This window comes from Salmonella sp. SAL04162 (genome assembly GCF_046551535.1).
GTDB classification, from domain to species: Bacteria; Pseudomonadota; Gammaproteobacteria; order Enterobacterales; family Enterobacteriaceae; genus Salmonella; species Salmonella enterica.
This window is the reverse complement of the sequence record NZ_JBGDVX010000007.1, coordinates 255,030-268,485: the sequence shown is the minus strand read 5'-3', so window position 1 is coordinate 268,485 and position 13,456 is coordinate 255,030. Positions and strand designations below refer to the sequence as shown.

15 protein-coding genes, 1 tRNA gene and 2 pseudogenes are annotated in these 13,456 nt (G+C 47.7%); 11 read left to right on the top strand and 7 right to left on the bottom strand.

The features are described 5' to 3' along the window. The first annotated feature begins 1 nt into the window (after position 1). Positions 2–514 (top strand): 4-hydroxyphenylacetate 3-monooxygenase reductase subunit, encoded by a 513-nt coding sequence (locus ACLJRH_RS16290; protein WP_001195556.1) that lies wholly within the window; start codon positions 2–4, stop codon positions 512–514. Positions 515–846: 332 nt separating this feature from the next. On the opposite strand, the gene hiuH is transcribed toward ACLJRH_RS16290, so the two are convergent. Continuing rightward, complete coding sequence (gene hiuH / locus ACLJRH_RS16285; protein ID WP_000833182.1) at positions 847–1,257, bottom strand: hydroxyisourate hydrolase; 411 nt, start codon at positions 1,255–1,257, stop codon at positions 847–849. A 135-nt stretch (positions 1,258–1,392) separates the two neighbouring features. Between hiuH and hprR the strand changes: the two genes are divergently transcribed. The 4 genes from hprR to ACLJRH_RS16265 all read left to right on the top strand — a co-directional run bounded on the left by hprR (position 1,393) and on the right by ACLJRH_RS16265 (position 5,291). After that, a complete protein-coding gene (gene hprR, locus ACLJRH_RS16280) occupies positions 1,393–2,073 on the top strand; it encodes a response regulator transcription factor HprR (protein WP_000698217.1) in 681 nt (226 codons plus the stop codon). Then, positions 2,066–3,430, top strand: a complete 1,365-nt coding sequence (locus ACLJRH_RS16275; protein ID WP_023137466.1) for a heavy metal sensor histidine kinase — start codon at positions 2,066–2,068, stop codon at positions 3,428–3,430. Before hprR ends, ACLJRH_RS16275 begins: the two co-directional genes overlap by 8 nt. Positions 3,431–3,602: 172 nt before the next feature. Next, positions 3,603–5,072, top strand: a complete 1,470-nt coding sequence (locus ACLJRH_RS16270) for a C69 family dipeptidase (RefSeq protein ID WP_000760235.1) — start codon at positions 3,603–3,605, stop codon at positions 5,070–5,072. Between the two features lie 108 nt (positions 5,073–5,180). Further along, complete coding sequence (locus ACLJRH_RS16265; RefSeq protein WP_000174815.1) at positions 5,181–5,291, top strand: hypothetical protein; 111 nt, start codon at positions 5,181–5,183, stop codon at positions 5,289–5,291. Here the strand turns inward: ACLJRH_RS16265 and ACLJRH_RS16260 are convergent, their stop codons facing one another. Continuing rightward, positions 5,292–5,462 carry a YlcI/YnfO family protein gene (locus tag ACLJRH_RS16260; RefSeq protein WP_001111006.1) on the bottom strand — a complete coding sequence of 57 codons (171 nt, stop codon included), beginning with the start codon at positions 5,460–5,462 and terminating at the stop codon, positions 5,292–5,294. 331 nt (positions 5,463–5,793) lie between these two features. On the opposite strand from ACLJRH_RS16260, the gene sopB reads away from it, so the two are divergent. Both sopB and sigE read left to right on the top strand, forming a co-directional pair. Continuing rightward, positions 5,794–7,479, top strand: a complete 1,686-nt coding sequence (sopB, locus tag ACLJRH_RS16255) for an SPI-1 type III secretion system effector inositol phosphate phosphatase SopB (protein ID WP_001529176.1) — start codon at positions 5,794–5,796, stop codon at positions 7,477–7,479. Positions 7,480–7,495: 16 nt separating this feature from the next. Continuing rightward, a complete protein-coding gene (gene sigE, locus ACLJRH_RS16250; RefSeq protein WP_000444724.1) occupies positions 7,496–7,837 on the top strand; it encodes a type III secretion system chaperone SigE in 342 nt (113 codons plus the stop codon). Between the two features lie 9 nt (positions 7,838–7,846). Here the strand turns inward: sigE and ACLJRH_RS16245 are convergent. Then, positions 7,847–8,169: pseudogene (locus ACLJRH_RS16245) on the bottom strand (hypothetical protein). A 217-nt stretch (positions 8,170–8,386) separates the two neighbouring features. Between ACLJRH_RS16245 and pipB the strand changes: the two are divergent. Continuing rightward, entirely contained in the window at positions 8,387–9,262 is an 876-nt protein-coding gene (pipB, locus tag ACLJRH_RS16240; protein WP_023137464.1) for an SPI-2 type III secretion system effector PipB, read from the top strand. A gap of 169 nt (positions 9,263–9,431) precedes the next feature. Then, positions 9,432–9,932 (top strand): annotated as a pseudogene (gene pipA / locus ACLJRH_RS16235) (type III secretion system effector protease PipA); the annotation flags it as partial. A 136-nt stretch (positions 9,933–10,068) separates the two neighbouring features. Here pipA and ACLJRH_RS16230 read toward each other — a convergent pair. Continuing rightward, a tRNA-Ser gene (locus ACLJRH_RS16230) sits at positions 10,069–10,156 on the bottom strand. 394 nt (positions 10,157–10,550) lie between these two features. On the opposite strand from ACLJRH_RS16230, the gene yccA reads away from it, so the two are divergent. Next, the gene (gene yccA, locus ACLJRH_RS16225) at positions 10,551–11,210 is read left to right on the top strand and encodes an FtsH protease modulator YccA (protein WP_000374046.1); all 660 of its coding nucleotides are present in this window, start codon (positions 10,551–10,553) and stop codon (positions 11,208–11,210) included. Positions 11,211–11,296: 86 nt separating this feature from the next. Next, positions 11,297–11,626 carry a sulfurtransferase TusE gene (tusE, locus tag ACLJRH_RS16220; protein WP_000904446.1) on the top strand — a complete coding sequence of 110 codons (330 nt, stop codon included), beginning with the start codon at positions 11,297–11,299 and terminating at the stop codon, positions 11,624–11,626. On the opposite strand, the gene yccX is transcribed toward tusE, so the two are convergent. The 3 genes from yccX to ACLJRH_RS16205 are packed head-to-tail and all read right to left on the bottom strand — an operon-like array spanning position 11,623 to position 13,306. Further along, positions 11,623–11,904 (bottom strand): acylphosphatase, encoded by a 282-nt coding sequence (gene yccX / locus ACLJRH_RS16215; protein ID WP_000072884.1) that lies wholly within the window; start codon positions 11,902–11,904, stop codon positions 11,623–11,625. The two genes, tusE and yccX, sit on opposite strands and share 4 nt — an antisense overlap. 48 nt (positions 11,905–11,952) lie before the next feature. Next, positions 11,953–12,732: a helix-turn-helix transcriptional regulator gene (locus ACLJRH_RS16210; protein WP_000548082.1), complete on the bottom strand. Its 780-nt coding sequence runs from the start codon at positions 12,730–12,732 to the stop codon at positions 11,953–11,955. Positions 12,733–12,757: 25 nt separating this feature from the next. Beyond that, the gene (locus ACLJRH_RS16205) at positions 12,758–13,306 is read right to left on the bottom strand and encodes a YbhB/YbcL family Raf kinase inhibitor-like protein (RefSeq protein ID WP_000859427.1); all 549 of its coding nucleotides are present in this window, start codon (positions 13,304–13,306) and stop codon (positions 12,758–12,760) included. Between the last annotated feature and the right edge of the window lie 150 nt (positions 13,307–13,456).

The following is a 13,456-nucleotide window of genomic DNA, read 5'->3' as shown; positions in this document are numbered from 1 at the left end:
CATGCAAGTAGATGAACAACGTCTGCGTTTTCGCGATGCGATGGCAAGTCTGGCGGCAGCGGTCAACATCGTAACCACGGCGGGTCACGCCGGACGCTGCGGTATCACCGCAACAGCGGTCTGCTCCGTCACCGATACGCCGCCCTCCGTAATGGTATGTATTAATGCCAATAGCGCCATGAACCCCGTTTTTCAGGGTAACGGCAGGCTGTGCATTAATGTACTTAACCATGAGCAGGAGCTGATGGCGCGCCACTTTGCCGGTATGACGGGGATGGCGATGGAGGAGCGTTTTCACCAGCCATGTTGGCAAAACGGACCGCTGGGCCAGCCGGTACTTAACGGCGCGCTGGCCGGTCTTGAAGGCGAGATCAGCGAGGTACAAACCATTGGCACGCATCTGGTGTATCTGGTGGCGATCAAAAATATTATCCTTAGCCAGGATGGGCATGGCCTGATTTATTTCAAACGCCGTTTTCATCCGGTCAGACTTGAGATGGAAGCGCCTGTTTAACCGTCACTCATGCCCACAAGCGGGATAACCACCGCTTGTGGGAGAAGAGTCGATACGCTGAAGATTTTTATTCCCGCCGCGATGTTTGATCGCCATAAATCGCGGCGATTAATACAATCTAAGAGCCTATCCCACCAGGCGTTATTGGCGCAGCCAGTTTGGACACGGACAGCGCGCAAAAACCGGAGCGTACACGTAGTACGTGAGGTTTGACTCGCTACGCTCGCCCTTCGGGCCGCCGCTAGCGGCGTTCAAAACGCTAACGCGTTTTGGCGAGCACTGCCCAGGTCCAAAATGGCAAGTAAAATAGCCCTAATGGGATAGGCTCTAAATTAGCTCCCGCGATAGGTTGAATAACCATACTGACTTAATAACAGCGGCACATGATAGTGCTCATTCGTTTTGCTGATATGAAACTCGACGGGAATCTCCGGGAAAAACGTATCCAGTTTTTTACTTTCAAAATACTGGCCGGTTTTAAAAATAACGCGATAATCCCCCGGCGCGGCAGCTTTTTCGGGCCACAGTGCTTTAATACGTCCGTCCTGGTCGGTATGCCCGGTATTTAATTGCGTCCATCCGTTATCCTTTTTCTGCTCCAGTACCACCTCCACGCCGGGCGCCGGTTTGCCTGTTTGCTGATCGAGAATATGTACGCTGAGAATATTGTTGCCAGCGGCCAGCGCCATTGCAGGGGCTGCAACAAGAGATGCTATCGCGGTAGCCAGTATATATCGTTTCATGCTTCACTCCTTTACGGTATTGATGCAGGAAAATATATCTGGCGCGTCCAGGATTAACCTTACACGGACATGACAATTATGTCATCTTGTTGGAGATTTACGGATTCGCTACCAAGCCTATGGCATACTGCGTTGATGAAGATTTTATTGATTGAAGATAACCAGAAAACCATTCAGTGGGTACGTCAGGGACTCACGGAGGCAGGCTATGTGGTTGATTATGCCTGTGATGGACGAGACGGATTACACCTGGCCCTTCAGGAACATTATTCATTGATTATTCTTGATATTATGCTGCCGGGGCTTGATGGATGGCAGGTTTTACGCGCGTTACGCACTGCGCATCAGTCCCCCGTTATTTGCCTGACGGCGCGCGACTCGGTTGAGGATCGCGTCAAAGGTCTTGAGGCAGGCGCTAATGATTACCTTGTTAAGCCTTTTTCCTTCGCCGAACTGCTGGCCCGGGTGAGAGCTCAACTCAGACAGCATGTCCCGGTCTTTACCCGACTGACGATCAATGGTCTGGACATGGATGCCACAAAGCAATCGGTGTCACGAAATGGCAAACCGATTTCCCTGACCCGCAAAGAATTCCTGCTCCTCTGGTTACTGGCCTCCCGGGCAGGAGAAATCGTGCCCCGAACCGCGATCGCCAGCGAGGTTTGGGGAATTAACTTTGATAGTGAAACCAACACCGTTGATGTCGCGATTCGTCGGCTGCGCGCCAAAGTAGACGATCCATTTGAAAAGAAGCTCATTATGACCGTCCGGGGGATGGGTTATCGATTACAGGCGGAAACGTCGCAGAATGGTTAAGTTATCAATGACGCTGCGCCTGACAATTTCTTTTATCGCCATACTTATCCTCGCCTGTACCGGCATTAGCTGGACGCTCTATAACGCGCTGAGCAAAGAATTAACGTATCGGGATGATATGACGCTAATAAATCGGGCGGCGCAAATGCAGCAACTGTTACTGGATGGCGCCAGGCCGGAAAATCTGCCGCTCTATTTCAATCGGATGGTGGATACGAAGCAGGATATCTTATTGATTCATTCAGCAACAGGCCACAAGGTTGCGATTAATCATAGCGGCATCCCCGACCAACGCTTTAACGAGATTCCGCTGGCTAAAAACATCACCCGCGAAACCTTATTTCGCCAGGCGGTACAAGGCACGGAACTGACCGCGGTACGAGTAAACGCCAGAAGCGGCGATGACCCGCTGACCCTTACTATTGCCAGGCTGGCGACGGAAAGACGGCAAATGCTGGCGCAATATCGCCGCAACAGTTTGCTGATTAGCCTTATCGCGATCCTCGTCTGTTCGGCGCTCAGTCCATTAGTCATCAGAAACGGGCTGCGGGCCATTACGTCGCTCAGCCGACTCACCGCGGCGACAGATAGCGGCACACTTCGCCAGCCGTTGGCGGAACAGGCGTTACCCGTCGAGCTCAGGCCGCTTGGACAAGCGCTAAATACCATGCGCCAGAAGCTTTCCGACGATTTTGAACGCCTGAACCAATTTGCCGACGATCTGGCGCATGAGCTGCGCACGCCTGTTAATATTTTACTGGGGAAGAATCAGGTGATGCTGAGTCAGGAACGCAGCGCCGAAGAGTATCAACAAGCCCTTGTCGATAATATTGAAGAGCTGGAGGGACTGTCGCGACTGACAGAAAATATTCTCTTTCTGGCACGCGCGGAGCACCAGAATATAGCGGTAAAAAAACAGCCTGTTTCGCTCAATGCGCTGGTCGAAAATATGCTGGATTATCTTAGCCCCCTTGCCGAGGAGAAGCGCATCTGTTTTATAAATCAATGTCAGGGAACGGTATGGGCTGACGAAATATTATTACAAAGAGTGCTCTCAAACCTGCTGACGAATGCCATCCGTTATTCTGATGAAAACGCCGTGATACGTATTGAAAGCGCTTATGATGATAACGTTGCAGAAATTCGGGTCGCTAATCCGGGCAGCCACCCCGCCGATGCGGATAAGCTTTTCCGGCGTTTTTGGCGAGGAGATAATGCCCGCCACACTGCCGGTTTCGGCCTGGGGTTATCGTTAGTTAACGCGATTGCTCTATTACACGGTGGTTCGGCATCTTACCGCTATGCCGATGAACATAATATCTTTTCGGTTCGTCTGCCTGATAGCGGTGATAGCTAAGGTCAGTACAGGTTCTGTTCCCCTTCCCTGCCACAGGGCTGTGGTTATCAATACAACCTCAATAAAGAGAAAATAAAGGATGCCGGCAAAGAATATTGCTGGCTCGATCACTTTCTCGGTTTCCAATCCAGGGTCAATTCATCCCATAACGCGTTATTCAGTGGGAACCTTTATGAAAAAGTATCTTGCATTCGCCGTTACGCTGCTGGGTATGGGTAAAGTCATCGCCTGTACTACCCTTTTGGTAGGCAATCAGGCTTCGGCTGACGGCTCCTTTATTATCGCGCGCAACGAGGATGGCTCGGCAAATAACGCCAAGCATAAGGTTATTCATCCCGTCGCGTTTCATCAACAAGGCGAGTATAAAGCACATCGGAACAATTTTAGCTGGCCGCTTCCGGAGACAGCGATGCGCTATACGGCGATTCATGACTTTGATACTAACGATAACGCCATGGGTGAAGCCGGTTTCAATTCGGCGGGCGTCGGAATGAGCGCAACGGAAACCATTTATAACGGCAGAGCGGCGCTGGCTGCCGATCCTTACGTGACAAAAACGGGAATCACGGAAGACGCCATTGAGTCCGTGATCCTGCCAGTGGCGCAATCGGCGCGTCAGGGCGCCAAATTACTGGGAGACATTATTGAACAAAAAGGCGCGGGCGAAGGTTTCGGCGTCGCGTTTATTGATAGCAAAGAGATATGGTATCTGGAGACGGGAAGCGGTCATCAATGGCTGGCAGTAAGACTTCCGGCAGATAGCTATTTCGTTTCCGCCAATCAGGGACGTTTACGGCATTACGATCCGAATGATAACGCGAATTATATGGCGTCACCAACGTTAGTAAGCTTTGCGAAAAAGCAGGGATTATATGATCCGGCCCGCGGCGAATTCGACTTTCATCAAGCCTATTCGCAGGATAACAAAAACGATACCACCTATAATTATCCGCGCGTCTGGACGCTACAACACCAGTTTAATCCGCATCTGGATACGGTCGTTAGCGAAGGGGAAACATTTCCTGTTTTTTTAACGCCAATAACGAAGATCAGCGTGGCGGCAGTAAAAAACGCGTTACGCAATCACTATCAGGGTACGTCGCACGACCCTTATGCCAGTCATAATCCACAAGAACCATGGCGACCTATATCCGTTTTTCGTACCCAGGAGTCACATATTTTACAGGTCAGACCGAAATTACCGCAGGCTATCGGCAACGTAGAATACATCGCCTATGGAATGCCATCTCTTAGCGTCTATCTCCCCTATTATCAGGGGATGCGTCATTATCAACCCGGAGATGATAAAGGAACCGATCGGGCGAGCAACGACTCTACCTACTGGACATTCCGCACGCTGCAAACGCTGGTTATGCAGGACTACAATGCGTTTGCGCCAGATGTGCAACACGCCTGGAAAACATTTGAACAGCAAACAGCTAAGCAGCAGTATAAGATGGAACAGAGCTATCTGAGATTATATGCGTCGCATCCGAAAGAAGCGCAACGCTTACTGCAAAATTTTGAAGATAAAACGATGCAAAATGCGCAGACGCTCGCCCGTCGCCTGACCAATAATATTATTACGACAATGACTTACCGCACAGATATGAAATATCACTTTTCAAGTACGCAACCATAAATTTAATGACAATCTATTAGCCACTCATACACAATAAGATAAAGCGGCACCAGAATTAGCCAGATATAAAAGACAATAATTATTATGGATTCATAGAGAGGATAGTTTATGACACTCCAGGCAAATATCAGCAGAGAGACAAAAGCGGCAAAAACCCAGGAGGTATATAAGCACGTTGTTCTTTTCAAAATGGCCGCCTCCTCTCGCATAAAACGATAACTACAACTTATGTCCCGTGTTACATAACTTTTCCCGACAGGCCTCTTTTACCCACGCTGAAAAATTCCGCGTCTTTTCAGATTTCAACGCGAATTCTATCTGTTCAAGCATGGAATAGGAAAAACGAATATTCTTCGTCACGGTCTTACTTGTCCGGGGCTTTGCTGGCATACACACACCTGTATAACATTTGATGTAACGCCGTTACTTTACGCAGGAGTAAATCGGTGAATTTGATCTGAGTCAAGAAGGTGGGTTTTCAATAAAAGTTGTGCCCTAAATTGTGAAGTTTGTAGATTTTATGAACATTTGATGCGCCGTTCCCCCCCATGATCGCCACTACGTATGCACGTCAGGACACCTCCCCGCCTGATCAGAAGCGTTTCCTCATTAAAAAGGACATTTTTTTAAAGTTCCTGGCGCATAAAAGTCACATTCTTTTAAAGGGTTGTTAACCCTGTTGAATGTTCCCACTCCCCTATTCAGGAATATTAAAAACGCTATGCAAATACAGAGCTTCTATCACTCAGCTTCACTAAAAACCCAGGAGGCTTTTAAAAGCCTACAAAAAACCTTATACAACGGAATGCAGATTCTCTCAGGCCAGGGCAAAGCGCCGGCTAAAGCGCCCGACGTTCGCCCGGAAATTATTGTCCTGCGAGAACCCGGCGCGACATGGGGGAATTATCTACAGCATCAGAAGACGTCTAACCACTCGCTGCATAACCTCTATAACTTACAGCGCGATCTTCTTACCGTCGCGGCAACCGTTCTGGGTAAACAAGACCCGGTTCTAACGTCAATGGCAAACCAAATGGAGTTAGCCAAAGTTAAAGCGGACCGGCCAGCAACAAAACAAGAAGAAGCCGCGGCAAAAGCATTGAAGAAAAATCTTATCGAACTTATTGCAGCACGCACTCAGCAGCAAAATGGCCTACCTGCAAAAGAAGCTCATCGCTTTGCGGCAGTAGCGTTTAGAGATGCTCAGGTCAAGCAGCTTAATAACCAGCCCTGGCAAACCATAAAAAATACACTCACGCATAACGGGCATCACTATACCAACACGCAGCTCCCTGCCGCAGAGATGAAAATCGGCGCAAAAGATATCTTTCCCAGTGCTTATCAGGGAAAGGGGGTATGCAGTTGGGATACCAGGAATATTCATCACGCCAATAATTTGTGGATGTCCACGGTGAGTGTGCATGAGGACGGTAAAGATAAAACGCTCTTTTGCGGGATACGTCATGGCGTGCTTTCCCCCTATCATGAAAAAGATCCGCTTCTGCGTCAGGTCGGCGCTGAAAACAAAGCCAAAGAAGTATTAACTGCGGCACTTTTTAGTAAACCTGAGTTGCTTAACAGAGCCTTAGAGGGCGAAGCGGTAAGCCTTAAACTGGTATCCGTCGGGTTACTCACCGCGTCGAATATTTTCGGCAAAGAGGGAACGATGGTCGAGGATCAAATGCGCGCATGGCAATCGTTGACCCAGCCGGGAAAAATGATTCATTTAAAAATCCGCAATAAAGATGGCGATCTACAGACGGTAAAAATAAAACCGGACGTCGCCGCATTTAATGTGGGTGTTAATGAGCTGGCGCTCAAGCTCGGCTTTGGCCTTAAGGCATCGGATAGATATAATGCCGAAGCGCTACATCAGTTATTAGGCAATGATTTACGCCCTGAAGCCAGACCTGGTGGCTGGGTTGGCGAATGGCTGGCGCAATACCCGGATAATTATGAGGTCGTAAATACATTAGCGCGCCAGATTAAGGATATCTGGAAAAATAACCAACATCATAAAGATGGCGGCGAACCCTATAAACTCGCACAACGCCTTGCCATGTTAGCCCATGAAATTGGCGCGGTACCCGCCTGGAATTGTAAAAGCGGCAAAGATCGTACAGGGATGATGGATTCAGAAATCAAGCGAGAGCTCATTTCTTTCCATCAGACCCATATGTTAAATACTCCTGGCAGTCTTCCGGATAGCGGTGGGCAGAAAATTTTCCAAAAAGTATTACTGAATAGCGGTAACCTGGAGATTCAGAAACAAAATACGGGTGGAGCGGGAAACAAAGTAATGAAAAATTTATCGCCAGAGGTGCTCAATCTTTCCTATCAAAAACGAGTTGGGGATGAAAATATTTGGCAGTCAGTAAAAGGCATTTCTTCATTAATCACATCTTGAGTCTTGAGGTAACTATATGGAAAGTCTATTAAATCGTTTATATGACGCGTTAGGCCTGGATGCGCCAGAAGATGAGCCACTGCTTATCATTGATGATGGGATACAGGTTTATTTTAATGAATCCGATCATACACTGGAAATGTGCTGTCCCTTTATGCCATTGCCTGACGACATCCTGACTTTGCAGCATTTTTTACGTCTGAACTACACCAGCGCCGTCACTATCGGCGCTGACGCAGACAATACTGCTTTAGTGGCGCTTTATCGCTTGCCGCAAACCAGTACCGAAGAAGAGGCGCTCACTGGTTTTGAATTATTCATTTCAAACGTGAAGCAATTGAAAGAGCATTATGCTTAATTTAATACGTCAACATACTTTCTTAATGAGATAAAACGCGATACGTATGCCCTTTACAAGAGACAAAACCAGAATCTTTGGTGGAAATGTAAGGGGCAAACGTTCCTCTTTCTCATTTTGCTCTGTTTGCGGGAGCATTTTTAGTGTGTAAGTATTTCTGCTCGTCAGGTTTTTACGCCATCTACGCACATTTATTCTGCTATAAGTTGAAATACTGCAAAAAAAATATTAAGGCTTATTATTTTTTCTTTAGGTAAATTTTCGCTCAACAAACTTAATTGTTTATTCATTGATGATGAAGCGTAAGCTATGCTGGAAATGAAGGAAGTCAATAGTAAGGATAATCTTATTATTCACGGGTGATATTACTTCTGCTTCACCGTTATGGCAGATATCATCGCCTCTTGTCAGATGCCAGACACCTACTCATACTCAACCAAAGCTCTAAATACAAAAATCACCTTATATCTTTTTTTATTATTCCTTGTATAAATGTGACTTGACTCACACCTATAAGGAATCGACTCACTTCCATAAGAAGGAATCAAAATGCCAATAACTAACGCGTCCCCAGAAAATATATTAAGATATTTGCATGCGGCCGGTACCGGTACGAAAGAAGCAATGAAAAGTGCAACTTCACCACGCGGTATACTGGAATGGTTTGTCAATTTTTTTACCTGTGGTGGAGTAAGAAGAAGCAATGAAAGATGCTTTCAGGAGGTAATTGGAAAACTGACCACATCATTATTATATGTAAATAAAGATGCTTTCTTCGATGGTAATAAAATATTTCTGGAGGATGTCAACGGGTGTACTATATGTCTGTCATGTGGAGCAGCATCCGAAAATACGGATCCCATGGTCATTATTGAAGTGAACAAAAGTGGAAAAACTGTAACGGATAACGTTGATAGTGAGAGATTTTGGAATGTATGTCGAATGTTAAAGCTGATGAGTAAACATAATATACAACAGCCTGATTCACTTATAACCGAAGATGGTTTTCTGAACCTGCGCGGAGTAAACCTGGCTCATAAAGATTTCCAGGGGGAAGATTTGTCAAAAATAGATGCTTCTAATGCAGATTTCCGGGAAACAACTCTTTCTAATGTAAATTTAGTCGGTGCAAATTTGTGTTGTGCAAATCTACACGCTGTAAATCTAATGGGTTCAAACATGACTAAAGCAAACCTGACTCACGCAGACCTGACTTGCGCTAACATGTCCGGTGTAAACTTAACCGCTGCAATTCTATTCGGCTCAGACTTAACTGACACCAAACTAAATGGTGCAAAATTAGATAAGATAGCTCTAACTTTAGCGAAAGCATTAACAGGAGCCGATCTGACAGGTAGTCAACATACCCCTACTCCACTCCCGGATTACAATGATAAAACGCTTTTCCCCCATCCAATATTTTAGTCGAGATAAAGGGATTTTATAAACAAGAAGTATTCAAACAGAAGCCCCCTTGTTTTATTAAATAAACCCCGCCCCTAAGTTTCATTATAAATAACATTTTCAGCGTATTTTTACATTGTTGATATGAGAGCGTAGCAGAATAAGCTCTTTGATTAAAAATATCCAGGCTGTGGAGTACCTTATCTTAGGCGCGGGTGGAATAGACCCTGATACAGAAATTGATGACGACACTTATGACGAATGCTACGATGAACTATCCTCCGTACTTCAAAATGCGTATACCCAAAGCGAAACATTCCGCAGACTGATGAATTACGCATATGAAAAAGAACTACATGATGTGGAGCAGCGCTGGCTACTGGGGGCAGGCGAAGCCTTTGAAACTACCGTGGCTCAGGAACACTTCAAACTTTCAGAAGGCAGGAAAGTTATTTGTCTCAATCTGGACGATTCTGATGATTCATATACCGAACATTATGAAAGTAACGAAGGAAGACAACTTTTTGACACAAAACGTTCATTTATTCATGAAGTTGTACATGCACTGAGCCATCTTCAGGATAAAGAAAAAAATCATCCAGGAGACCCTGTTGTCGAATATACCAACATTATTCTGAAAGAGATGGGGCATCCTTCACCTCCTGGAATGGTCTACATCTTCAATAAATAGACACATCAGGAAACGAAAAGAAACTAAAAACCCACGTAGTCCGTTTTTTCGGGAAATGTTCTAGTAGTATTTTCTAACTATATTCTAAGCGCCCAAAAAACAAAGGGGTTACCTTTCGGTAACCCCTTGTTTAATCTGGCGGAAGCGCAGAGATTCGAACTCTGGAACCCTTTCGGGTCGCCGGTTTTCAAGACCGGTGCCTTCAACCGCTCGGCCACACTTCCGGAATGAGGCGCACTATAAACATCCCGGTGCGTCATGTAAAGACCGAATGTGTTCGTTTGCGTGAAAAACAGGCAAAATTTCGTTAATTGCCTGAAATAGCGGCACATTGACCATTTCTTCAACACAAAAACTGGCTTAATACGTGTTGATCGTCCCCACTGTTTTACCTCTGTGATTATCAATTTTTTATCGGTAGCGCGTAGTTGGCGCTGCCGCCTGTTTTATGGCGTAGCGCCAGGCATGAGCAGACCGTTTTAACGACGGTAATCACCTGAAATCTCTTAAGGAAACTAAACGTAAACGAATGCGTAAAGATGGGTAAAACCACTGGGTGACAGTGACTGTTTTTATTATTCTCCTTTATTAATTACATCTGTCATAAGAGAGTGACTAATGGATCGTATCATTACATCATCGCGTGATCGTAGCTCGCTACTGAGTACGCACAAAGTACTGCGCAACACCTATTTTCTGTTGAGCCTGACGCTGGCTTTCTCCGCAATTACCGCGACAGCCAGTACGGTACTGATGCTGCCCTCCCCCGGCCTGATTCTGACGCTGGTCGGTATGTATGGGCTGATGTTCCTGACCTATAAAACCGCCAATAAGCCGGTCGGTATCCTGTCTGCTTTTGCGTTTACCGGCTTCCTCGGCTATATCCTGGGCCCGATTCTTAACGCCTATCTGTCAGCAGGCATGGGCGATGTCATTGGCCTGGCGCTGGGTGGTACCGCGTTAGTATTTTTCTGCTGCTCCGCTTACGTTCTGACCACCCGTAAGGATATGTCTTTCCTGGGCGGTATGTTAATGGCCGGGATCGTCGTCGTGCTGATTGGTATGGTGGCGAATATTTTCCTGCAACTGCCTGCATTGCACCTGGCGATTAGCGCGGTGTTTATCCTGATTTCCTCGGGCGCTATCCTGTATGAAACCAGTAACATCATTCACGGCGGTGAAACCAACTATATTCGTGCGACCGTCAGTCTGTACGTTTCGCTGTACAACATCTTTGTCAGCCTGCTCAGCATCCTGGGCTTCGCCAGCCGCGACTAATCGACATTCCCCTCTTCCAGCCCTGCTTATGCAGGGCTTTATTTTTTGCTACACTGCCGTCCGTGTTGATTACGCAGTGAAACGTTATGTTGATCTTTGAAGGTAAAGAAATCAGTACTGATAGCGAAGGCTATCTGAAAGAGACGACGCAGTGGAGTGAAGCGCTGGCAGTCGCTATCGCCGCCAATGAAGGCATTGAGCTCTCTGCGGAACACTGGGAAGTCGTGCGCTTCGTGCGCGAATTTTACCTGGAGTTTAATACCTCTCCCGCCATCCGAATGCTGGTAAAGGCGATGGCGAATAAGTTCGGCGAAGAAAAAGGCAACAGCCGCTATCTGTATCGTCTGTTCCCGAAAGGCCCGGCAAAGCAAGCGACCAAAATCGCCGGTCTGCCCAAGCCGGTAAAATGTATTTAATACCGAATACTAAAGCCTGTTAGCGTCTCGCGAGGGCTGTGCGGTTCAGTAAGGATTTTGTCCACACGAGCAGAGCGCGGCCCGCCCTCTTTCAGCCACTTGATGAGTTTTTCCACCTGCGCCGCGTCGCCACAGGCCACCACTTCTACGCTTCCGTCATCCATATTCTTCGCATAGCCGGTTAACCCCAGCCGCTGCGCCTCATGCTGCGTGGTATAGCGAAACCCGACTCCCTGAACGCGACCATAAACCCAGGCGATAATGCAGACGTTCGACATGATGGTTCTCCTTTCATAATCAGTGGTGGAGGCTCATACAGGACATACTTAACGTACCTGACTGGGCAGACACCCATAATGCTGGCGGAATCTGGCCGTAAATCGCGACCCCGACAGGTAGCCGCACCGTAGCGCTATTTCGCCGATCGGCAGCGTCGTCGATTGCAGTTGAGAAAGCGCGCAGGACATGCGCACCTCTTCAACAATTTGTCGATAACTCTGCGATTCGCGCTGCAAACGTCGACGCAGCGTCGATGTTCCCATAGCAAGGCGGCGGGCTATCTCCTGGGCTGTCCATAGCTTAGCAGGTGAGAGCATAATCAGTTGCCGCACCTGCTCCGTGAGGGTGTAACGCCGTTCAATAAGCAGCGGTCCCGCCGCGCCATCATGTAAAAGCGCTAACAGTAACCCCATCGCCTGATGTTCCTGTAGCCCAACGGGTAAACCCTGGCGCACAGCATCCAACACGTTCTCCCACATAAATGTCAGGCTACGGCTCATCGGCGTACACAGCGATGTCAGGTTTGCCGGTGGATAATCCTGAACGTACATCGTTTTAAAGCGAGCAATAATCTCCGGTGAAAGTAACAACAGGTCGGAGCGAAAACCGTTCTGCGCAGGCTGATTAATAATCTCCAGCGGCGTGTTCGCCGGAATAATAATCAACTCGCCCGGCCCGGCGACAAGGCGGCTATCATCCTGAATGATGACTTTACTGCCCTGCGTAATATGGCAGATAGCGGCGGAAAAAAGCGTAACACGATGCAAACGGTGCAGATGACTGGAACGCACCTCTGCCGTCGTAAGATCCTGATGTCGAATATGCATCTCCTGCACCGTGCCGTCCTCTATTTTATCTTCCGTATGTGGCCGTGAATTGTGCTTTCGCAATCACATGCGCGTTAAGCATAAACCCTACCAACGCGCCACTCGACTCACTGTGGAGCGGCAGTGTTGCCGTATTCAGCGCCCACACAGTAAACTGATAGCGATGAGGCTTATCGCCCGGCGGCGGACAGGCGCCGCCAAAGCCAGCATAACCGAAATCATTCCGTCCCTGCACCACTCCAGCGGGTAACGTTTTTTTATCAGCCCCCGTCGGCAGGTCGTGAATCTGCGCAGGAATATTCACCATCGTCCAGTGCCACCAGCCGCTTCCGGTGGGCGCATCAGGATCGAAGACGGTAATAGCGTAGCTTTTGGTTCCGGCAGGCGGATTGCGCCAGCTCAGCTGCGGCGAAATATTTTCTCCGCTACAACCAAATCCTTTAAAGACATGCTGTTGCGTTAAACGAAAATCCGCCGGAATATCCGCGCTACTGAGGCTAAACGCCGATGCGGCAGATACGCTGCCACTCAATGCCATCATTGCGGCTGCGGTCAAAGAGAAGACTGTTTTCATTGTATTTCCTTCTTCATATAAAGAAATAACACTATAAAAAGCGCCCGCTGAAGAAACTGTGCCTTTACGATTCTATTTTGTGCAGAAACGCTCACCACCATACGCTGATGATTGCCCCTCTTATCTGTGCTACCCTACGCGCCATTTCGT